Genomic DNA, 22,819 nt, shown 5'->3' on the forward strand with positions numbered 1-22,819 from the left:
CAGGTTATCGCTTGTTGAACACAAAAAGGGCTATCTCCCCTTTAAAAGAGAGATAGCGCAAGAGAGTCGTTTTCACTTTTGCTGTGAAGAATTGCCTCAGAGCCCTCGATTTCTATACTTATGAGGGAATTGAGGCATTTTTGCAGCGCCTTTTTACCGTTGTGGATTTTATTGTCCAGCGCGCTGATTAAAAGCTTCAACACCTTCTGTACCGGTTGTTTGTTATCTGTTGTAAAATATACAGGTACCGGCTTGTTTTGAAACATAATGAGTGTTTTCATCAAATCACCTCACGAAAAGTTGTATTTCATGATATTTGCATTATAAACGGCCAATCTTAAAATAACCTTAAAATGAAAAAATTAATCAAGATAGCATTTTAGGAGAGTGACATTTCTGTGAACTCTCTTTTTTTGTGAAATAATTCGTTTTGAAAATGAAAGTAAAGACTATTTCCCTGTTTCAAATGAAATTTAGTCCTTAAGATGCATGCAAAACTATTGAAAAATAGGAAATAGGAAATATGACACAAATTGACAGGATAGACTTAGGAGTGATACAGTTACAATACTGTAACCTATTTTTATAACTTATGATATAGGTGTTCGGCCCTCTCATAGGGAATACTCTAGAATTACGATATTATAGAAGGGCAGGAAAACACAGATGATTCTTACTGTGATCAGTGGACGCAATGAAGGAGATTGGTTTGACATATCGGTGCCGAATGAATGTTCGGTAACACGGCTGAATGAACTGCTGGGACTTCGTCTTTTTCAAGAGCCACCGAGTCCCGGAATACAATATATATTAGAAGCAAAATTTCCGGAAGGTTTATGGTTTACGGTGGACGGGAACTCAGGAGTCGTTGAAGCCGGCCTTAGAGAAGGCGCATTCATTAGACTTCAGCGCGCTTTTTCAACTACAGAAGATGAAGCTCCGGTGTACGGCCGTAGAATGTTGTTTCAAGAAAACTAAAATTGGGTAAATAACCCTTTGATTTCTTCGGGAATCAACAAAAATACATAGTGATTTTACATGATGCTCTGGATAAAGGGGAGGAAACGATGAACGTCTTATATCAGCGTTCGCCAAGAATTAAGCCGGCTCTGCAAAAAGAAGAAATGGAGATACTCAGACCTCCTTCAGAGCCGAGTAAGCCCTCGTTCTCAATGATTTCTCTCATTATTCCGCTCGTAATGACGGCGGTGACGATTGGGTTTTATGTCTACATGAACATGAGCGGGAAAATGGGGCGCACCAATTATTTTTTTATGATATCCATATTTATGATGCTGACATCGTATACTCTGCCATTTTTTATGTATTTAGGCAACAAGAAAACATACCAGCAGAAGCTGGCTGAACGAAACCTCAAATATCGCACACAGCTGGACCTTCACCGTGAAGAGTTGAAAGAAGCGCAGCAAAACCAAGTGGAAATTATGTTCGAGATACATGGGGACCCTGACGTGTGCTTTCAGATCGCTAAGAACAGAAGCAGTAGTCTGTGGGAAAGATCCCCCGAGGATATCGATTTTCTTGAGGTCCGAGTAGGCAAGGGAACCGTTCCCTTTCACATACAAGTTCGAGCTCCGAGAGCAGACGGATACGAGAAGGATCCGCTGATTGAAGCTGCACAGGAGCTTGCAGATGATTTTCAAACTGTTGATGAAGCCTCTATCACACTGCCTTTGTTCCAATCCAAAGTCATCGGTGTAGTTGGTGGAAGAGAGAACGTCTTGAACACACTGCGTGTAATGATGGCGCAAATTGCGGTACGCCATTCTCCGGACGAAGTGAAAGTGGCTGCTTTTTATGAAGAGAAGGAGGCCCATGACTGGGATTGGCTTCGCTGGCTTCCGCACACTTGGGATGATGATCGCTCCACGAGGTATTTGGCTGATCGCCGAAGCAGTTCACATCAGCTCGCAGACGAAATCTTCATGCAGTTGTACCGACGCAGAAACAACCGTTCGGAATACGGCAATAAATCAATTGAAATACCGGCATATATCGTTATTTTATCCAGTAGTTCATTAATAGAGGAAGAGCCGCTTTTGCCAATGCTGCTTGAAGACGGTGAAGCGGTAGATGCTGTAACGATCATCTTATCGGACCGCAAAGAAAACCTTCCGATGCATTGTCAACTGATTGTAGAGGTTGAGCGGGAGCAGGCGAATTACACGATCAAGAAGGACGGCATGGTTTCACAGCAGTCATTTAGAACTGACGGAATGAGTCGTGAACAAATGGAGATCCTTGCTCGTTACATGGCACCTATTCGCTTAAAACGGTCATCTGCATCCGATATTCCTTCGGTATTGACGTTGTTTGAAATGATGGATATTCAAAAAATATCAGAGCTCGATGTGAAACGCCGCTGGCAGAACAACCGTTATCCGGATACACTGCCTGTACCTATGGGGGTTCGAGCGGGGAACAAAAAGATAAACCTGAATCTACATGATAAAATTGAGCGACAAGGTCATGGACCGCACGGACTGATAGCCGGTACAACCGGCTCAGGTAAAAGTGAAGTCATTCAGTCTATAGTAGCCTCACTTGCTGCCGAATTCCATCCGCATGATCTTGCATTTATGCTTATCGATTATAAAGGTGGGGGGATGTCCAACACATTCCTGCATTTACCTCATGTTGTGGGTACGATTACGAACTTGGACAACAACCTGATTGAACGTGCTAAGATTTCCTTAAAGGCTGAACTGGTCCGAAGGCAGAAAATATTGAACGATGCTGGAAATCTGCAGCATATCGATGAATATTACAAGCTTCTTCGCAGCAGACATGAAGAGCCACTCCCACATCTGGTCATCATCATTGACGAGTTCGCACAACTCAAAAAAGATCAGCCGGAGTTCATGGATGAACTGATTAGTATCGCCGCCATTGGCAGAACACTTGGGGTTCATCTTATTCTGGCTACACAAAAGCCGGCTGGTGTAGTCGATGACAAAATATGGAGCAACTCACGATTCCGAATCTGCTTGCGGGTTCAAAGTGAAGGCGACAGCCGGGATATGCTGAAAATTCCGAATGCGGCATGGATAAATAAGCCGGGACGCGGATATTTCCAGGTCGGCAGTGATGAAGTTTTTGAAGAAATGCAGTTTGCCTGGAGCGGAGCTCCATATATAGAAGAACAAGATAATGAAGGTATGATCGTTATTCGTGAAGTGCGTCTGAACGGAAAGACGGAACCGATGCTGACTCCAGTCAGCTTGTCCGGTGTTCACCGCGATGAGGTTCCGAAGCAGCTGCAGGTCTTTATTGACCGACTGGCGGATATAGCACAGGAAGAAGGAATCGAGAGACTGCAGGGACCATGGCTTCCGCCTTTGCCTGAAAGCTTGGACCTAGATGAGGTACTGTCTGCTTCCGATGGTAATTCCGTGTCGGCGTACGGAGATATTACGCTTACTGCACAAGTAGGAATGGTCGATGACCTTCCAAACCAATGTCAAAGGCCGCTCAAGTTAAATATGGAGCAGGGCCATTGGGCAGTGTACGGCATGCCAGGGTTGGGAAAAACGACCTTTGTTCAGACCCTTCTAATGTCACTGGCTAGGAAGTATTCCCCTGATCAATGGCATGGGTATATTATAGATATGGGACGAATGATGCGGGACTTCTCCGGTTTGCCGCATGTGGGCGGTGTTATGACGGCTGAAGAGGAGGATCGGATTAAACGTTTATTCCGATTCCTGACCAAAACAGCAGCGAAGCGGAAGGACCTGATTGCAGATGCGGGTGTGAAGACAATTTCGGCTTACCGCCGTGCTATGTCACTTCACGTCCCTCAACTGGTGATTGTCATCGACGGTTATCTTAATTTTCGGAATACATATCCGGATGAAAATGATATGCTGGAGTATCTACTCCGCGAAGGTGGCAGTTTAGGCATAACTTTTGTTATTTCCGCTAACCGGATTTCTGATATGTTTGAAAAAGTACGGAGCAATATCTCACAAGCAGTTTCGTTTGAACTTGCCGATCCTGCGGATTATTACTATGCTGTAGGTCGCCCGACCCGAGCACCAAGCCAGCTTCCACCGGGAAGAGGTCTTGTCAAGGGACAGGTACCGCCTTTGGAGTTTCAGACGGCATTGCCTGCAACAGGTAAAGATGAAGGAGAACGTTCAGCCGAGCTACGCGTTCTGATTGCCCGTCTGAAGAGCTCCTGGAACGGGGATATTGCCCCGTCTATTGATCCGTTGCCAGAGAAGGTCGGACTTTCGGAGCTTCTGAAAATGGATCAGCCTTACGAACGGATAGCCTGTACGGCAAAGTACCAGGTTCCTGTAGGGCTGTCGACGGATGACCTGTCTCCGTTTTTGGTCAATCTGCAGGAAGGTCCCCACTTTGTTGTGGCCAGCCCCATGGAAGGCGGAAAAACCTCGTTTTTGCTCAGCTGGATGCTTTCACTCGCGTATCATGCCTCGCCCGAGGAACTTGAAATATATACAGTAGACACCCGGTATGGCAGCAGTGGTCTTAGTAGACTTAATCATCTGCCCCATGTCAGAGGTCATGCTGAGAATGAAGAGGACCTGGGCCCACTTATAGCCGGACTATACGAGAAAGTGCAGAGCCGGACGAAAGAGGGGGACGATCCAGTCATTCTGCTTATGATTGATGATGCGGATGTAATGAGCAAGCAATTAAACGATTTTACGATAAAAGATCAATTGTCTTCGATTGTAAGACTGGGCAGGGACCGGAAAGTACATGTTGTGCTTTCCGGTGTTCCGGCTGACTTTCCAACGTACGGTGTGGATTGGTTCACCGACGTCAAAGCGTCACAATCCGGATTTTTATTCGGGACTCTCGATTCGAACGATTTATCGTTCTTTAGAATCCCTTTTTCGGAATCTACGAATAGTCCTGGAGGACTAAAAATACTACCGCCGGGTCAAGGGTACTACGTTAAACGAAAATTTTCCAGAATTAAAGGCGCAGTTCCGTTTGATGAGGTGTGGAACGCCCAAAAATGGGTTGCAGAAATTCGTGACCGATGGCATGTTGTAGTTTGAGGGGAGGTGGCTCATAATGTTGACGATTCATGCTTCCAAACAGGAGACCGTAACGCTGAATGACAAGGAGTTTTTTTTCTTGGCTGGTATTCTTGGTTCAGATCGTCTGCTCGGGGTCGAAGATCCCTTCAGCGGGTATTTAACTGAGGAGATTGCAGATGAGTGGGAAGCGTCGAAAAATTCGCTTCTCGAAAAGCGATATTTAATACGTGAGGAAAGCGGAGAACTGTCAATTCCGCCTGATGTATTTTCCCGTGTGGCAATAGCGGGGCTGGCTGAGCGTGCCTGTTGGTTGAAATACGAGAACAGAGGTAAGTCGTTTGAAGGATATTTACACGTAACCGGCGAACAGGTTATACAAGTTTGCAAGTGTGATGAAAACGATCGATTTTATATGTTGAGTGAACTTGGCTCGATTGAAGATACATGTAATAAGTTGATAGAAGAGTTGGCTCTCAGTGATCAGTCTCTAGGGGAATTACCAGCTCTGCTGCTTAGCCGTAAGGAATTTGCGGATATATACACCTGTGCTTCCGATATGAACTGTGATGAGATCAGCGACAGGTTAGCCAGATTAACGGGCGATGCCGAAGGTTCGATTGCACTGGCAAAATGTTTGAAAAACCGGGTTTCTTCGGGGGAGCTTCAGCTGTCAATATGGAACGGGTATAACTGGGAGAGTCAAAATGCAGCGTTTGTTGTGAATGAGTCCATGAACTGGCTGCTGCGTATGAGTCTTCAGGGCGATCAGGATTGGCTGACCGCAGCACCTGCAACAAAGGAGCAATTTCATCATATGCTCCTCATGTGGCTGAAACAGTAACGGAGCCCGTATGAAAGGTGAGGACCTATGCGTATATCTGTCGAACCGGAGTTGCTCCGGACATTAAGTCGTCAGCTTCAGCAATCCGGCGAACAGTATGTTGCCATAACTAATCAACTTCATCAGGCAATTAGTTCGCTTGTCTGGGAAACTTCAATGAAAGCGGCGGTTATTGATGAGTGGCAGTCTGCCCAGAGGCTTGGAGAGAATTTGGGAGCTCTTTTGGCACAAATGGGCAAGCATTTGCAAATGAAAGCCGATCAGTTTCAGGAAGCTGATCATCAATATCAGAGTATTCTTGAGCATGCCATTATAGGTGAGGTTTCACCTACTGCTTTGTTTGCGGCCTCCAAGCAAGAAGGAGGAAACTCCATTTTGCCGGAGTCAGGCACTTCCGGTTCCATTATTTCCAATCCTAGCTCGGCTGCTGCCGCGGTGGGGATGAATAGCAGTGATGGTGGCGATTCAGCCAAACAAGCTGCTCTAAATGGCCAGGGATGGACTTTTACCGATCCTTCTAATCTAAGTATTGCAAATTAATACGCTAAATTATGGAGGGAACGTGTTTCATTACTGGGTCATTGGGGGTAATTGGAATTTAGGTCTGAGGACATTTTGTAAATCTTACCAACATAAGCTAAGATGACAATTGTTAATCAGAACCGAAATTTCAAAGGAGGTACATACATGGCAGGACGCATTTTAATTACGCCGGAGCAAGTTGAACAAGTAGCAAACCAATTTAAGCAAAGCGGTGAACAGAGTCAACAAATCGTTAACAGTCTGACTCAATCTGTAAACGGTATGGAAGGTCAATGGGACGGTATGACGAAGCAGCGCTTCTTCCAGGAGTTCCAGGAAGCCAGCCGTTTGATGAACTCTTTTGTACAGACGCTTGATAGCATCAGCACAGAGCTGAAGGCGATCGCTCAAAAGTTCCGCATGGCGGACGAATCTCGTTAATTTTCATTTGGGTTTTATTGGTATATAATAAGTGCATAAACCAGAAAACCGGGTGTTCAAGCTGACTCCCGGTTTTCTTGCAATCCTAGAGAATTCATCTATTAGGAGTTAGTATTATTAAATTTTGAACTAAGAAGAGAGGGGGATATTCATGACTTTTCAGCCGAATCCGGGCGATGAGATCATCATAAACGGAACGGCCTATACGGTGGGACAGCATCCTGCGGCCCCAGGATTGGCCTATGCTCAAGCTGGAAGGCAGGGCATCGTATATCAACTGCTGCCCATTAACGGAGAATTGCACGAGGCAAAAGCCCTAAAAGTGTTCTTTCCAAAATTCAGGATTCCAGCCATGGTGTATCAATCGGAACATATGGCTAATTACCGGGAAGTTCCCGGCTTACAAGTGTGCAGTCGCGATGTGCTCACTCCCGAAAGAAACGGAGACTTGATTGCAGAATACTCGGACCTGCTGTACGCCGTAGTGATGCCATGGATTCATGGGGTCACATGGTTCGATTTAATCAGCGACCAGCGTACGCTCGGACGCAGCGAAAGCCTGATGTTGGCGAAGGCGCTGGCTGCCATTGGCTCAAGCATGGAGCAGCGTGGTCTGGCACATTGTGACCTGTCTGCGCCAAACGTCATGCTTCCGTTTTTTTCGGAAGTGAAGCTGCCAGAAGGCTCGGCAGCCGTTGAACTTGTGGATGTTGAGCAGATCTATAGTCCCAAGATGGACCGGCCTGATGTGCTGCTTGCAGGATCGCCCGGCTATGCTGCACATCGAACAGTGCACAGCGGACTATGGAGTGCGTATGCCGACCGCTTTGCAGGTGCCGTTATTATCGCTGAAATGTTAGGATGGAGCGATCAAGCCATTGTGGCTAAGGCATGGGGTGAAAGTTATTTTGACCAGCATGAGATGCAGACTCCATGTGAGCGGTACTTTCTTCTTAAGAAATCATTAGGACAGCGCTGGGGGACCGGGATTTCAGATCTATTCAACCGCGCTTGGGATAGCCAGGACTTGAGTAGCTGTCCAACCTTCGGAGAATGGTTGGTTGCACTCTCAACATTGTCTGAAGAAGAAGCTGCAGTTGAAATTGCGGAGGACTCGACCGCTGCAGCACTTTCTGTTGTTGGATCGGAGGGAGCAGAGTCCCCTAAACCGATCGCCAGCCCAGAGCCTGATGGTGAAATGTTAGGCATTATTCCTGGTAATCGGGAAGTAAATGACAATGTGGTAGGCCGCCTGTTTCATCAAGCCCGTGATCTGGAGAGTGCAGGAAATCTGTTAGGAGCGCTTGAAATATTCCGATCAGCGTATCACTTTGTCAAGAAAGACAGTCCGCTTGAGGTGGAACTGGCAGCTGCTATTCAGGGGCTCGAACAGCAGTTATATCCGCCCGATCCAGGGAAACAGGGCTGGCAGGCACTTATCAGCTCCAAGAAGTTTATGATTTCTACGGCAGTCGCTGTTGCTATTCTCGCGGGATCCGCTTTTACCGTGAACAGTATTTTGGCAGATAAAGCGGAAAGTCGTCAGCAGGAGGAAGCGCGCTTGGCTGCAGCCAAGGAAGCCCAGCTGGCGGAAGATGCCCGCAAGCAGCAGGAAGCGGAAGAGAAGAAAGCTGAAGAAAAGAAAGCCGAAGAGGCTCGCCTCAGAGAACAAGCCAAGCAGAAAGAGGAAAGTAAAAAGGCAGAGGCAGCTGCTCTAGCAGCTGAAAAAGCTAAGAAGGAAAAACTTGCTGCTGATAAAGCGGAACTTGAAGAGAAGTATGAAAAGCAAGCGAAGTATGAAGCGTATTTAGCGCAAGTCGAGGAGAACAAAAAGAAGAAACTTCTTCAGGAGAAATACGATAAGCAAGCGAAGTATGAAGCACATCTGGCAGAACTTGAAAAGAAGAAGAAGCAGGCAGCCGCTGATGCAGCAGCAGCTAAGGTAGCAGCAGACAAGGCAACTGCAGCTGCCAAAAAAGAAGAAGCACGCAGAGCGCAAGCAAAAATTGAAGCGGCAAAGGCAGAGCGGTTAAAAAAGCAACGTGCTCAAAATGTTGTAGAGCTTATCGCTATGTATAACAAAGCTTATAACGCTCAGGTTGCGGGAAATAAGGACAGAGCCAAAAACTTTGCATACGATTTTGCCAGCATGTATCAAAAAGATGCGGCTTATTACAACACTGTAGGCAAAATGAGAACTCGTTTAAATAACATTAATATTTTTATCAACGACAGCAGTTATTGGATGCCGAATCTATGACATAATGGAATGCAGGGGTGTTATATGTGAATTACACGATACAAGCATCGCAGCGCACGCCAGCGCTCATTATATACTTAATTGATATTAGTGCTTCGATGAATATGCTAATGGAAGGGCGTAGACGGATTGACGTCGTCTATGAAGCTCTGTCTTTGGCCATCCGGCAGATGGTGTTCCGTTCCACGAAAGGCAATCGTCTTACCCCCCGCTACCGGATAGCCATACTCGCTTACAGTGACGATGTATACGATTTGTTGAATGGGATTAAAGGAATTGATGAGATTGCAGCCATCGGTTCTCTGCCGGACCTGACGCCGATACGCTTTTCAGATTCTGCTAAGGCCTTCCTTCAAGCCGAGAGAATACTGCAGGCAGAAATACCGAATATGCAGGATTGTCCGGCACCGCTCGTATGCCATATGACGGACGGTGTTGCCACAGGTGAAGACCCTGAACCTATCGCCCGACGGATTATGAGTATGAGTGTGCCTGACGGAAATGTGCTCGTTGAGAATATTTTTATCTCTGATCACCTGATGAGCCAGCCGGTGAATGAACCAAGACGCTGGAAGGGAATACTGCCGGACTCAACGCTTGAGGATGAGCACGCCCGCAAATTAAAAATGATGACATCGGTGCTGCCTGAAAGTTATCGAGAAATGTTGGTGGAAGCTGATTATCAGTTAAGTCCCGGTGCACTAATGATGCTTCCGGGGACGTGTGCTGAATTGGTCTCCATCGGTTTCCAGATGTCAGCAGCGACACCGGTCAGGTAGAGCCTATGAAATGTTCCAGTGCGAGTCAAGAGCAGAGAACAGGTGGCCGCTTAAAATCACTAGATTCGTATTTCTATGAGTGCAAGCAGTCGGGAGAACAGCCTGTGTCAAGCATTAAGCAGAATTTCACCTGCAGGTATGCTTATGGCCGGGCGGCAGAAACCGTCATGCTCTCAGAGAAAGGCCAGGATTATATGGCATTTGCTATAGATGGCGGGGTGTGCAGCTTTGTTCTGTGCGACGGTGTTGGATTGAGCTACAGGGGGGATTTTGCATCCCGATTTCTGGGCCGTGGTCTGCTAGCGTGGCTCCGAAACGGCAGTGAACTTTCACAGCATCACCTTGAACGTGAACTGCAAGCACTTGCAACAGCCTCCTCTCAAGAGTCTGACCGTTTCGAGGTGAAAGACAACACACCCCAGCTGCTGAAGGAGGTGCTGCAAGAGAAACAGCGTCTCGGCAGTGAAGCGATGTATATATGCGGACGAATTGAGCAACCTGGCCGTTTTCAGCGAAAAGGGAAGCTGTGGCTCGCTTGGCAGGGGGATTCTCGGTTGCGGTTGTTTAACCAGCATATGGAGATGTCATCCCGTTTCGGAGACAACTTCCGAACAGCAGAGCGCTGGTCTACGCGCAGTGGACCGATCGGTGGCAAACCGCATGTGTATGAATGCAGATTAGATGACCTTACAGGATACCGATTATTAATGTATAGTGATGGACTAAACGATCTGGATCCGATATGTGATTGGGTGCCGGATGATCAAGTGCAGGTGTTAATGAATGCACTCCACACGGGCGGACTTGAGGATGATGCTTCATTTCTCGAAATCGTGTGGTAAAAGTAGTGGCATGATCCAAAAAATTTATCCGATTGATTATAAACATCCGCCTTTTGGGTAATCTTGTGACAGATGAGTTCACATTGTTACGGAAAAGGAGATGGGTATGATGAGTTATGGAAATGTTCGATTTCAAGGGAAAACGGCAATCATTACGGGGGCAGGCTCCGGTATTGGCAAAGCGGCAGCTGTAAAACTCGCAAAGGAAGGCGCAAACGTCGCATTGTTTGATTTGTTGGATGATCGTACGAATGAAGTGGAGCAGGAGTTGAATGCGATCCGTGAGGGCTGTGCACGTTCTTTCGATGTGGATACGTCGAAACCGGACCGTGTAGAAAAAGCTGTCCTCGAATCCGTAGAAATATTCGGTGGCATCGACATCGTGTTCGCTAATGCGGGAATAAACGGTGTTCTGGCTCCTATCGAAGAGATGAAGCTCGAGGACTGGGAGAAGACGCTGAACATCAATCTGAACGGTACCTTCCTGACCGTCAAATACGCACTTCCTCACTTGAAAAAAAGAGGTAAGGGCAGCATTATTATTACTAGCTCCGTCAATGGCACACGCGTGTTTACAGGCTTTGGTATGATAGCCTACAGCACGACGAAGGCCGGTCAAGTCGCATTTGCTAAAATGGCAGCATTGGAGCTCGCTCAGTTTAAGATTCGCGTGAACGTCATTTGTCCCGGTGCTATTTCGACCAATATTGATCAAAGCACAAAAAAACAAGGGGATCTCGATAAAATCATCATTCCGATTGAGTATCCAAAAGGCGGACAGCCCCTTGCAGAAGGACCGGGCAAACCGGAGGAGGTTGCTGATCTGGTAGCGTTCCTTGCTTCAGATGAATCCCGGCATATTACAGGCTCTCAAATCTTCATCGATGGTGCGGAATCACTTCTCCGCTGAAGAGGGTGAACCGACCGTTCAACGGGAGGTTGTAAACTTCACTTTTAAAAAAAGGAAACTGCTACTACAGCGGTTTCCTTTTTTTGTCTTCGTATGATGTGGTAAATGAGAGGAAATTTGAAAAATTCACATTGAGTTCATTTTCCGTTGCTATACTGCATCCATACAAAAAGTGTGGAGGGTTTAGTTGTATGAATAAGAAAAAGATCAACAATGGTATTGCCGAATTTATCGCACTTTTGATGAGTGTGCTGATCTTTACCGCTTTTTCTGTCCCCGCTTACGCAGAAAATGCAAGCACAAGCATTGAACGAACACCATCAGGTATTCCCTATGTCCAGCTTGAACAAGAAATCGATAAGCTTGTGAATTCGTATATCGGAACATCAAGTCCTGGTGCTGCAATTGTAGTTACGAGGGACAATGAGATGATTTTTTCCAAAGGATACGGTTACGCCAATATCGAGAAACAAATCCCAGTAGATCCCGCAAGCACGGTCTTTGACTACGGTTCTATCAACAAGCTGTTTGTTTGGACCTCAGTTATCCAATTGGCTGAAGCAGGGAAAATAAAGCTGGATCAAGACATCAGGTCGTATTTCCCTGAAGAATTTGCTGAGAAGCTGCGTTATGACAAACCGATTACGATGCTGGATATTATGAGTCATACCGCAGGTTTTGAGCAGCATCCGCTCCCCGCATTTATAAAGTCACCGGAGGGGTTGAAATCATTGGAGGAAACGCTGTTATCTCCCCAACCAGAGCAAATATTTGAACCTGGGAAAGTCATTGCCTACTCCAATTTCGCTACAGCACTTGCCGGATTGGTGGTGGAGAAGATAAGTGGAGAACGTTTTTCCGATTATGAGATGAACCGGATTTTACGTCCTTTGGGGATGAATCATAGCTCCGGTCATCCAAAGTTGGCCGATCATCTCGATTTACTGGATTCAGCAGCAGTAGGCTATGCGATTGCAACGAAAGGGAAGGGGGATTTTGAACCTAGGGCACGTTATTATGTCCCTTTATATCCTGCGGGAGCCATGAAGGGAACGGCGGAAGATCTGGGGAAATTCGCTATAGCCCTCACGTCTACTGACACCCCCCTTTTCGCGAAGCCGCAGACGCTGCAAACCATGCTGACCCAAAGCTATACACCACATCAAGGGATTCTCTCCAATGCACATGGGTTTTGGGAATACAACGCACAACCTCACGCCGTTGGACACAGTGGAAATACGATAGGCTTTTCAAGCAATTTCGTTGTTGTTCCTGAAGAAAAGCTTGGCATTGTCGTATTAACCAACGCTGAAATCGAACAAGGTATTACCTCTGGTGTGATTGACCTCCTGCTTCAGGACAAAGCAAAGGAAATGCTGACGCCTAGTAGTAACTTGCCGCTATCAAGTGAAGTGGCCGGACATTATGTGCTTTCAGGTAATACTTTTAGTACAATTCAGGAAATTATGACTTACTTGGGGTTAATTAAGCTAGAAGCAAAGGGCGAGCATGATCTCATCTTAACCGTGATGGGTATGTCGGGTGAGTATAAGCAAACCAGTCCATATGTATTCATGCTAGATAAAACAGATGATCCTTCTATTCATAAACTTGCGCCTTACTTGTATGCTGAAATGTCAGATGGAAAAGTGGTACGGTTGAGTAAAGGGAAAGCGACGGATGTACTTCCGCTCGAGCCAAGCCGTTCTGTCCCGGTATTAATTACCTATCTTGTCATTGCCTCAATCACTATTGTATTCTTTCTGATTGCCCCACTTGTAATGCTCATTCGTTGGTTCCTACGGAAGAGAAAAGGAATATCGTCTTCAAGTACAGCGAAGCGGTTATTCGAAGCCGCTATGGTATGTGGAACTGCCTTAGTATTAAACGTCATGTTCTTGCTCTTGAACGTCATCAGCAATCAAAATGTGACTGCTAATCAAATGAATGTTGAAATTAAAATGAACTGGATATTGGCAGCACTTGCAGTTCTGCTGCTTGTAATGTCCATTCTAAAAGGTAGACAACATCCGCAATCCAAAGGCCAGAAAATATTTCAAACAGCAGCAGCAATACTTCTTATCCTCTTCGTCTTTTTGTTGGCTGATTGGAACTTCTTTCATCTTATAATTTAAATGACTGTCACAGCCATTGATGGGCGGTATCGACTCCTTGTGTTTTGTGGTCTTCCATAAGCACATTATGGTATGTGATAATACGGTGAAGACCAGGGGAGTTGGCTTGCGGATCTCATTTATCGTGAATCGCGAGACATTCTGATTGATGTTCAGTGTAACGTGTAAAAGCGGGCAGAAGATGGCAATAGCCGGAAGCTGCAGAATGGAGAAATGTATGATTCAAGTACTTGTGGTAGAGGACGACAAGAATCTTAGAAAACTTATCGCTGCTTCTTTGGAACAGTATAACTACCAGGTCCTACAGGCCGCCAGCAGTAAAGAGGCACTATACCTTTTGGAAAGCAGCCAAGTGGACCTGATGATAAGCGACATCATGATGCCGGAGGTAGACGGTTATGAATTAACCCAGATGCTAAGGAATGCGAATTACTATTTTCCCATTCTTATGGTGACCGCTAGGGAGGATTTCGAAGACAAGAAACGCGGATTTATGGCCGGGACGGACGACTATATGGTGAAGCCACTGGATTTGAATGAAATGCTGCTCCGGGTTGCAGCGCTGCTAAGACGGGCGAAGATCGCTAACGAACACCGGATTGTGATCGGCCATAGCATTCTCGACTCCAATACGCTCACGGTAACGGTGAATGAAGCCAGCATTGAACTGCCTAAGAAGGAGTTCTACTTGCTATTCAAATTATTGAGCTATCCAGGCAAGATTTTCACCCGGCAGCAGCTGATGGACGAAATCTGGGGCATAAATTCGGAAGCCGATGAGCGGACGGTGGATGTCCATGTTAAGCGATTACGGGAAAAGTTGGAGCCGATGAGTCCATTTCGTATCATAACCGTGCGAGGATTGGGATATAAAGCGGAGAAGATGACATGAAAAAGCTCGGATTCACCTCTATCCGCTTGAAATTGATACTTATTTTTATAGGGATTATGCTTGGAGCCTGTCAGCTGGCCATTATTAACTTCGTCAATTATTATTTCGACAGGGTTGTGAATGATCTGGAGACTCAACTGATGACGGAGTCCCGTTTAATTAAGCAACTGGCTGCCCAGACTGACTTAAGCGCGGAGGAATTTATCCGGTTGAGCAGTAGCTCATTTTATGAGATGAATCACTATGTGAAGGTTCTGGACATTCCAGTAGAAATAGATGAATCAAAACAAAATATGTTGGAAAACGGGGACAGCGTTTATGTGATGGTTGAGCGGGAAGATCGGAAGATTCATGCAACCTTATTCAAGATTGAGAAGTATTATGTGCTGCTGATCCCATATGTCGCTGCGCATTTCAACACCATCGAAAAGCTGGTGGTGATAACCTTACTTGTGTGTGTAGCTATAGGTTCTATCATGATACTGATTTCCGTCCGGAAGATCACCCAGCCCCTGAAGAAGCTTACGGCTGCCACCCGTGAGGTAGCCAAAGGGAAGTTCACCGTACAGGTCCCTTATTCCGGCAAGGATGAGGTAGCCATGCTCGCCCAGTACTTCAATCAGATGGTGCAGGAGCTGAAGCATATTGAATACCTGCGCAAGGATTTTGTTAACAGTGTCTCCCATGAATTCAAGACGCCGGTCTCATCCATTCATGGATTTGCCCAGCTGCTGAAAACCGAATCCTTGCCAAAGGAGAAGTTCCAAGAGTATACGGATGTGATCATCGAGGAAACGGAACGTCTCAGTAAGCTGTCTTCCAACATTTTAAAGCTGTCACGTGTGGAAAATCAGTCCATGATCACCCAGCGAACCTCGTTCTCCCTTGATGAGCAGATCCGAAAAACTATTTTGCTGCTGGAGAGGGAGTGGCAAGAAAAAGAGCTGGAATTTGATCTACATCTGCAGAAAATCGATTATTGGGGAGACGAGGAATTGATCCAGCAAATCTGGATCAATCTGATTGGCAACGCCATCAAATATTCTTACACCGGCGGCATAATTACGGTGATGTTAAGCCACATGGGCCATGTCATCCGCATACAGATTAGAGATGAAGGCAATGGAATTCCGGAGACTGCGCTGAAGCGTATATTTGAACAATTTTACCAGGCAGAAGGTTCCCATAGCCAGGAAGGCAATGGTTTGGGACTGGCTATTGTCAAGCGGGTGGTGGAGCTGTGTGGCGGCTCCGTATCTGTTCAAAGCGAAGAAGGGAAGGGAGCGGTTTTCAACGTTGAGCTTCCCTTGTCCTCACTGGAATAACAGCTTATTTCTTTTGATACCGTAATCATTTATGATAGAAATAAAAATGATTGAGGAGGCTTCAACCATGAGTATGTTTTCCCGGTTGGCTGAACAAAAGATTGAGGAAGCCGTCCGAAACGGTGAATTCGATAATTCGGCATATGCAGGCAAGCCGCTGCCCGTGGATGATCTGTCGCATATTCCAGAGGATCTCCGGATGTCCTACCGTATGTTGAAAAATGCCGGATTCGTGCCGGAGGAGGTCAGTTTGCGCAAGGAATGTGTCAGACTATTTGACCTCATGAACGCATGCAGCAGTGAAGGGGAAAAGGAGCAGCACAAAAAGCTGTTCAATGAGAAGAGCCTGCGACTGCAAATGCTGATGGAGAAGCGAGGATTGGGGACAAGTGGAGCTTTTCTAGAGTATGAATCACAGATAAAGGATCGGCTGACATAATGAAGTTACCGGTACTGATCACTAGTAACGATCAAAAAACAAACAAGCGCCCGTGCGTACCTGATTAAACGGTAAGCTTGAGGCGTTTTTTGATTCATAACTGCACGGATGGATGTGACGCCTTTCCAGTACCTCCTAGATTGACGGCCCATCGTTGTACCTTATAATAAAAAGAACGAAATCCAAATGACAGGAATAGATATATGAACAGAAATGAGCTTCCTATTCAAGAAGTATTACCGATGCTAAAAGAGACGTTTCGAGAACAGGATTCAGCTGTTCTGATCGCTGAGCCGGGAGCGGGGAAAACGACCCAAACACCGCTTGCGTTTCTGGATGAACCATGGCTGGAGGGGAAAAAGATCATTATGCTGGAACCCCGAAGGCTCGCAGCCCGCTCAGCCGCTTCATATATGGCGTCATCCCTCGGTGAACCGGTCGGAAAAACCGTCGGGTACCGTGTACGCATGGATAGCCGGGTAAGCGCGGAGACGAAGATTGAGGTCGTTACTGAAGGCATCCTTACCCGGATGCTGCAAAGTGACCCGGAGCTGTCTGGTATCGGTATGATTATTTTTGATGAGTTTCACGAAAGAAGTATTCACGCTGACACAGGGCTGGCATTAGCTCTGGAGACTCAATCTGTGCTTCGCAATGATTTAAAGCTGCTTGTTATGTCGGCTACATTGGAAGCTGAACCGGTCGCAGCTCTTCTTGGTGATGCACCGGTGATCCGATGTGCCGGAAGAACCTACCCCGTCGAGACCATATATGCGCCTGTACCTTCATCACAACCGTTGGAACAGGGGGTTGCTGCTGTTATTTGTCGTGCGCTTTTTGAAGGCGAAGGTGATGTGCTGGTCTTTTTACCAGGGGTGCGTGAAATCCGTCGTACAGCTCAAGAACTCGAAAGTGCCGGATTGCCTCGAAATATCATCATACGTGAGCTATATGGCCAGCTGTCTTCAGACAAGCAGGACGAGGCGATACGGCAGGACAGTGGAGGGTGCCGGAGGATTGTGCTGTCAACTTCCATAGCAGAGAGTAGTCTGACATTGGAAGGTATCCGTATCGTTGTGGACAGCGGGTATATGCGAACAGAAGTATTCTCGCCAAGAACAGGCCTGCCACAGCTGATTACCCGCCGGGTGTCGAAGGCGTCAGCTGATCAACGCCGTGGGCGGGCGGGCAGACTTGCGTCTGGGAGATGTTACCGGGTATGGACTGAGGTGGAGCACATGCATTTGTCCGAAACGAACACCCCGGATATCCGGCAATCCGATCTGGCACCGTTGGCTCTTGAACTGGCTGCGTGGGGAGTAAGAGAGCCGGAGGAGCTGTCGTGGTTGGATACACCACCGTCTGCCGCTTTTCAGCAGGGACGGGAATTATTGCAGCAGCTGGGAGCATTGGATGCTGGTGGATCAGTCACATCCCATGGCCGCAAGATGGCTGAGCTAGGAATGCACCCTAGACTGTCTCATATGCTCCTGATGGGTAAAGAGCTTGGGCATGGCGCATTGACCTGCAGGCTTGCGGTACTTCTACAAGAGAGGGATCTCATCAGCAGCAGCGAAGCTGCCGCTGACTGTGATGTGAGGACGAGAGTCGAACGGCTGTTGTTAATGGAACAGGGTCAGATAACAGCACATGGTGGAATGGATGTCAAAGAAGGTACCGTGAAGCGTTTGATCCAGGAGATCCGTCATTTGTCTCAACAGCTTCATCTGAATAGAGAGAGCAAGCTGGACGTTACTTTGTGCGGACTGTTGCTTTCCTTTGCTTACCCCGACCGGATTGCTAAAAACCGCGGAGGTGGCAGCTTTTTGCTTCGCAGCGGACGGGGCGCCGTATTGAAATCGGTACAGCATTTAAGTAGGGCGGAATATATTGTTGCAGCTACGGTGGATGACAAAGGGGCGGAGGGCAGTATTCAATTGGCTGCATGGTTAGATTCGGATGTCATCGGCCGTTATCATGGTGATGACATGTTTGATATGAAAGAAGTACTATGGGACTCATCGGCAGGCGCTGTTCGTGCACGGATAAAGAGAATGCTCGGAGCCATTATGGTTAAAGAGCAGGTTTACGCTCAGCCTACGGATGAAGAGATTTCAACAGCAGTACTGGAAGGTATCCGCAAAGAAGGTCTGTCACTTCTTTCATGGAACAAACAGGCGGTCCAGATGAGACAACGTATGTCATTTATGAAACGTTATCACTCCGATTGGCCGGACGTTTCGGAAGAGGGCCTGATGAACACCCTTGAGGCATGGCTGGAACCATACTTAGAAGGTGCCCGTAGCCGCCATACGCTACAGCGGCTGCAGACAGCAGTGCTTCTCGAGAATCTTTTGACCTGGGAGCAGCGTCAGCAGCTTCACAAGGAAGCACCGACACATATCAAGGTACCGAGCGGCTCCTCTATACCCGTAGACTATCAGGATCCTTTGAACCCCTTCTTAGCTGTTCGGCTTCAAGAAATGTTTGGTTTGCCGGAAACGCCGCGTATTGCGGGCGGAAGAGTTCCGTTAACCATCCACCTGTTGTCTCCGGCCCAAAGGCCAGTTCAGGTGACTTCAGACTTGTCCAGCTTCTGGAGCAGCGGTTATTTTGAAGTGAAAAAAGATCTGAAAGGGCGTTATCCGAAGCATTACTGGCCCGATGACCCGCTTCAGGCGATCCCGACGAACCGGACGCGAGCGAAGATGTAGTGTGACGATGATAATAATTCTGCTTGTGAGGGGGATTTTGAATGGGAAATGAACATCCAAAACACACTGTTTCCGTTTCTGCTTTAGTGATGAATGAAAAAGGTAATGTTCTATTGCTTAAGACTCATTGGCGTTCCGATACGTGGGAAATGCCAGGGGGAAATGTTGAAGCAGGAGAAGCTTTAGATAAAGCAGTTTGTAGGGAGTTTCTAGAGGAGACTGGAATTGTAATTCGTCCAATTGGTATAACAGGTGTGTATTATAATACAACGAAGCAGGTATTATCGGTTGTTTTTAAAGCAGAATACGTTAGTGGAGAGATAAAAATTCAACCAGAAGAAATTAAAGAAGCTAGGTATATTGAATTAAACGAATCTAATATAGACCAATACATAACCCGTCCACAACAAAAATCTCGTACGCTTGATGCAATGAAAGCTGAGTGTTTTATTCCATATGAAACATGGGAAGTAAGTCCTATGTATAACTTAACGTCTAGGTTGTACAACGAAACTTGAATATGTTGATCCAATGAATGGAAAAGGATAAGGTGTTTACGGTCAGTTGAGTATTATCCGATGATTGCAGGATCGATTTTGTAATTTTGTACAACGGGGCTCATAGAACAATAACAGTTTGGTCCGGTTCCTGCCAGGAACCGGACTTTTTACTTTAAGCGGCAAATTGGCAGCTCTGGAATAAATGACGTATGTCGTTACTGCATCTCTTTCATTTATAATGGGATGACAGTTTAATAGGATCGGAGAGAGAAGGAATGCGGAAAGAGAGAATACTAGAAATTGAACGTCTTCGAGGAATGGCGTTCCTGGCTGTCGTTATGCAGCACTCGATTGCCCATTATTCGGTGGCTGAAGGGATGACAGAACCTGACGGCATTTTGATGGCTGTACTGCTTATGGCTACCAAATTTGCCGTTCCTGCATTTATTTTTATTACAGGAATGGTTCTTTTTTATAATGATTCGGGACAACTTCAATATGGTAACTTTGTCAAAAGACGTATTAGTGATATTTATATACCGTTTGCCATCTGGACCATCATTCATGTTGCGATTAATGGGAAACTCCACCTAGATTCTATGGAGGGATGGACTGAACTGGGAAGTATACTCATTACAGGAAAGGCAAGTTCACACCTGTGGTATATTATAATGCTGTTTCAATTTTATCTTCTCTACCCGGTGTACCGTTCAGTAGTACGTGGTATATCCAACCGGTTAACACACCGTGTCAATGTGATACTTTTAGTTGCGACGGGTGTACTGTTTATTGTTATGACAGCTTACATCTCTGATATTGGTCGCTTTATGGGCGGACTTCATATTCCTGTATGGAGTGAATTATTTACGGTCTATGCCGACCGAAACGCACTGAATTTCTCGTTCTATTTTATTTTGGGAGCTGCTGCGGGAATGAATCCGGAGATGTGGTCTAAGTGGATTCATCGGGCAAGACCTGTGTATTGGACCATCTTTGTATTCATGTTCGGTTTTCTTCTGATGCAAGGAATAAATGAGATCCGTCTGGCGGATGGAGCGCGGATTACGTTCTATTCGCTGTCACTCCTAAGACCATGGATGGCGTTGTTCCTTATCAGCTCTATTCTAGCGATGTATGATCTCGCAGGATGGATATGCCGGAGATCTGGAAGATCTGTTAACGCTGGATTATCCAGTCTAGGTCTCTACTCTTTCGGCGCTTACCTTATGCATTTACTGACACTGCGCATTAGTTATTTGCTGGATGAGAGCCTTATGGTTTCAACGCCATCTTTAATCCGGATCATCTCCTCGTGGATAATTAGCGTAGCGCTGGCTTATATGGGCGCGCGGTTGTTCGCACTGATGCCATTTGGTAAATGGCTGGCAGGAGTACCAGGCGGAAGAGGCCGGAAGCAGGCGGTAGCCAAACGAGAATTAAACACATCGGTGAAAATGTAACATCAAGAGTTGAGGACAACTGACAATATACTGGTTTCCTAAAGCAACTAAAACCGCCTAAAAGGCGGTTTTTTCTATATGAATACCTAAATATTATATAATTTCAACATATGAAAAATTCACAATAATAAACCTTTCGATCATCATACTTAGGTACGGTCACCTCAATTCTATACTTATTCCCTATCTACATACACCAACCTGTTAAAAGGAGCAGGTTTTCCCCTGTTGTGCAAAATGGGAAACGGTGGTTTATAATGGAATATAAAGCGAATTCAAGATTTCAAGGAAGGAGGCGGCAGGATGGCTTTTATGGTCGCTCAAAGGGCATTTATCAAAGTTTATCTTATTACGATGGTTGAGCAGCAGCGGGGATACGGGTATCAGATGCTGGAAGAAATGCGGCAAGAATTTAAAAAATACGGTTATTCACCCCCGCAGAGCGAGATTTACCGGGCGCTTCATGAGCTGGTACAGGAGGGTGTTTTTTATCGGACGAAGCAATTGAAGGGCAGCGACCCGAGAGTCGACTTTCAGGAAATCGTACTTTATCATTTTACCGATGATGGGGTCGAAAAAGCCAAGCTTTACAAAAAACAAGTGAAAAGTGATCTCGATCGGTGTTTAGGTATACTTAATAAAGCGGTAATAGATAATTATTAAGGAGACCAAAGGAGGAATCACTTCATGGGTAATAAACTGCGTTTTGGTATTATGAGTACAGCCAAAATCGCTAGAAATTCTATGATACCTGGCATACTAAAATCAGAACGCTGTGAAGCAGCCGCCATCGCCAGCCGAGATAAGAAAAAAGCTGCAGAAGTTGCCGAACAGTTTGATATTCCAACAGCTTACGGTTCCTATGAAGAATTACTCGATGATCCTGATATTGATGCAATCTATATACCGCTGCCTAATCATTTGCACAAGCCTTGGTCGATCAAGGCGATGAAGGCTGGTAAGCATGTGTTATGTGAGAAGCCTGCTGCTCTTTGTGAAGTAGATGTGCGTCAAATGGTTGCTGCTGCACGGGAGCACAAGGTTATTTTTGCCGAGGCGTTTATGTACCGTTATCATCCTAAGCATGCTCGTGTTCGAGAACTCATCGATCGTGGCGAGATTGGGGAAATCCGCGGTATACATGGCAGCTTTACCTTCAACAATGTGGCAGACAAGAATAATGTAAGGTACAGCAGAGAAATGGGTGGAGGTTCGATTTATGATGTGGGTTGTTACCCGATCTCAGCGGCTCGGATGATATATGGGATGGAGCCAAAGGCAATTACCGTACATGCATCTTTTTCCGAAGATCATGATGGAGTCGATATGATGGCACATGGGCTGCTGGAGTTCGATCATGGCCTTGGGCTGACTTTTGAATGCGGTATGTGGACTTACTCGCGATGCTGCTTAGAGATTTCCGGGACTGAGGGAAGAATCGAATTGCCATCTGCATTCGGGTGGGAGCGAATGGAGGATCAGGTTCAAATATTAATACACACGGCTAAAGGAACCCGAGAAGAGAAGCTTGGAGCACATAATCATTTTGCACTTCAGGCTGATGCAGTGGCTGCGGCAGTACTGGATGGCGCTCCCCTTCCGTTTAGTCCGGAGGATGCCATTTATAACATGAGGGTGATTGATGCTTGTCGTGAATCTGCCCGCACATCAACACGAATTGTGATAAGACAACCTTGATCGTATATCAAGCATTATTAATTAG

Annotated in this window: 19 protein-coding genes; 18 read left to right on the top strand and 1 reads right to left on the bottom strand. The window is 46.3% G+C overall.

What is annotated here, in order from left to right; translation table 11 throughout:
• Window positions 1-41: 41 nt before the first annotated feature.
• On the bottom strand, window positions 42-281 hold the full coding sequence (locus B9N86_RS10370) for a hypothetical protein (protein ID WP_208919026.1): 240 nt from the start codon (window positions 279-281) through the stop codon (window positions 42-44).
• A gap of 385 nt (window positions 282-666) precedes the next feature.
• On the opposite strand from B9N86_RS10370, the gene B9N86_RS10375 reads away from it, so the two are divergent.
• The 18 genes from B9N86_RS10375 (at window position 667) to B9N86_RS10460 (ending at window position 22,794) form a co-directional block, all read left to right on the top strand.
• Entirely contained in the window at window positions 667-978 is a 312-nt protein-coding gene (locus B9N86_RS10375; protein WP_208919028.1) for a hypothetical protein, read from the top strand.
• A gap of 89 nt (window positions 979-1,067) precedes the next feature.
• Entirely contained in the window at window positions 1,068-5,054 is a 3,987-nt protein-coding gene (gene essC, locus B9N86_RS10380; protein WP_208919030.1) for a type VII secretion protein EssC, read from the top strand.
• Window positions 5,055-5,070: 16 nt separating this feature from the next.
• The gene (locus B9N86_RS10385; protein WP_208919032.1) at window positions 5,071-5,877 is read left to right on the top strand and encodes a hypothetical protein; all 807 of its coding nucleotides are present in this window, start codon (window positions 5,071-5,073) and stop codon (window positions 5,875-5,877) included.
• Between the two features lie 27 nt (window positions 5,878-5,904).
• The gene (locus B9N86_RS10390) at window positions 5,905-6,417 is read left to right on the top strand and encodes a WXG100 family type VII secretion target (protein ID WP_208919034.1); all 513 of its coding nucleotides are present in this window, start codon (window positions 5,905-5,907) and stop codon (window positions 6,415-6,417) included.
• Window positions 6,418-6,564: 147 nt separating this feature from the next.
• Entirely contained in the window at window positions 6,565-6,840 is a 276-nt protein-coding gene (locus tag B9N86_RS10395; protein WP_208919036.1) for a WXG100 family type VII secretion target, read from the top strand.
• Between the two features lie 151 nt (window positions 6,841-6,991).
• The gene (locus B9N86_RS10400; protein ID WP_208919038.1) at window positions 6,992-9,100 is read left to right on the top strand and encodes a serine/threonine-protein kinase; all 2,109 of its coding nucleotides are present in this window, start codon (window positions 6,992-6,994) and stop codon (window positions 9,098-9,100) included.
• 26 nt (window positions 9,101-9,126) lie between these two features.
• Window positions 9,127-9,879 (top strand): vWA domain-containing protein, encoded by a 753-nt coding sequence (locus B9N86_RS10405; RefSeq protein WP_208919040.1) that lies wholly within the window; start codon window positions 9,127-9,129, stop codon window positions 9,877-9,879.
• Window positions 9,880-9,983: 104 nt separating this feature from the next.
• The gene (locus tag B9N86_RS10410) at window positions 9,984-10,721 is read left to right on the top strand and encodes a hypothetical protein (RefSeq protein WP_208919042.1); all 738 of its coding nucleotides are present in this window, start codon (window positions 9,984-9,986) and stop codon (window positions 10,719-10,721) included.
• A gap of 109 nt (window positions 10,722-10,830) precedes the next feature.
• Window positions 10,831-11,631, top strand: coding sequence for an SDR family oxidoreductase (locus B9N86_RS10415; protein ID WP_208920201.1), 801 nt, complete (start codon window positions 10,831-10,833; stop codon window positions 11,629-11,631).
• A 191-nt stretch (window positions 11,632-11,822) separates the two neighbouring features.
• The gene (locus B9N86_RS10420) at window positions 11,823-13,766 is read left to right on the top strand and encodes a serine hydrolase domain-containing protein (protein WP_208919044.1); all 1,944 of its coding nucleotides are present in this window, start codon (window positions 11,823-11,825) and stop codon (window positions 13,764-13,766) included.
• Between the two features lie 217 nt (window positions 13,767-13,983).
• Window positions 13,984-14,658, top strand: coding sequence for a response regulator transcription factor (locus tag B9N86_RS10425; protein ID WP_208919046.1), 675 nt, complete (start codon window positions 13,984-13,986; stop codon window positions 14,656-14,658).
• Window positions 14,655-15,983 carry a HAMP domain-containing sensor histidine kinase gene (locus B9N86_RS10430; protein ID WP_208919048.1) on the top strand — a complete coding sequence of 443 codons (1,329 nt, stop codon included), beginning with the start codon at window positions 14,655-14,657 and terminating at the stop codon, window positions 15,981-15,983. Before B9N86_RS10425 ends, B9N86_RS10430 begins: the two co-directional genes overlap by 4 nt.
• A 67-nt stretch (window positions 15,984-16,050) precedes the next feature.
• Complete coding sequence (locus B9N86_RS10435; RefSeq protein WP_208919050.1) at window positions 16,051-16,422, top strand: DnaJ family domain-containing protein; 372 nt, start codon at window positions 16,051-16,053, stop codon at window positions 16,420-16,422.
• Window positions 16,423-16,625: 203 nt separating this feature from the next.
• Entirely contained in the window at window positions 16,626-19,136 is a 2,511-nt protein-coding gene (hrpB, locus tag B9N86_RS10440) for an ATP-dependent helicase HrpB (RefSeq protein ID WP_208919052.1), read from the top strand.
• Between the two features lie 41 nt (window positions 19,137-19,177).
• On the top strand, window positions 19,178-19,654 hold the full coding sequence (locus tag B9N86_RS10445; RefSeq protein WP_208919054.1) for an NUDIX hydrolase: 477 nt from the start codon (window positions 19,178-19,180) through the stop codon (window positions 19,652-19,654).
• Between the two features lie 257 nt (window positions 19,655-19,911).
• On the top strand, window positions 19,912-21,096 hold the full coding sequence (locus tag B9N86_RS10450) for an acyltransferase (protein ID WP_208919056.1): 1,185 nt from the start codon (window positions 19,912-19,914) through the stop codon (window positions 21,094-21,096).
• A gap of 303 nt (window positions 21,097-21,399) precedes the next feature.
• Complete coding sequence (locus B9N86_RS10455; RefSeq protein WP_208919058.1) at window positions 21,400-21,759, top strand: replication termination protein; 360 nt, start codon at window positions 21,400-21,402, stop codon at window positions 21,757-21,759.
• 24 nt (window positions 21,760-21,783) lie between these two features.
• A complete protein-coding gene (locus tag B9N86_RS10460) occupies window positions 21,784-22,794 on the top strand; it encodes a Gfo/Idh/MocA family protein (RefSeq protein WP_208919060.1) in 1,011 nt (336 codons plus the stop codon).
• The last annotated feature ends 25 nt before the right edge of the window (window positions 22,795-22,819 follow it).

This window comes from Paenibacillus uliginis N3/975 (genome assembly GCF_900177425.1).
In the GTDB taxonomy this organism is placed as follows: Bacteria; Bacillota; Bacilli; order Paenibacillales; family Paenibacillaceae; genus Paenibacillus_AQ; species Paenibacillus_AQ uliginis.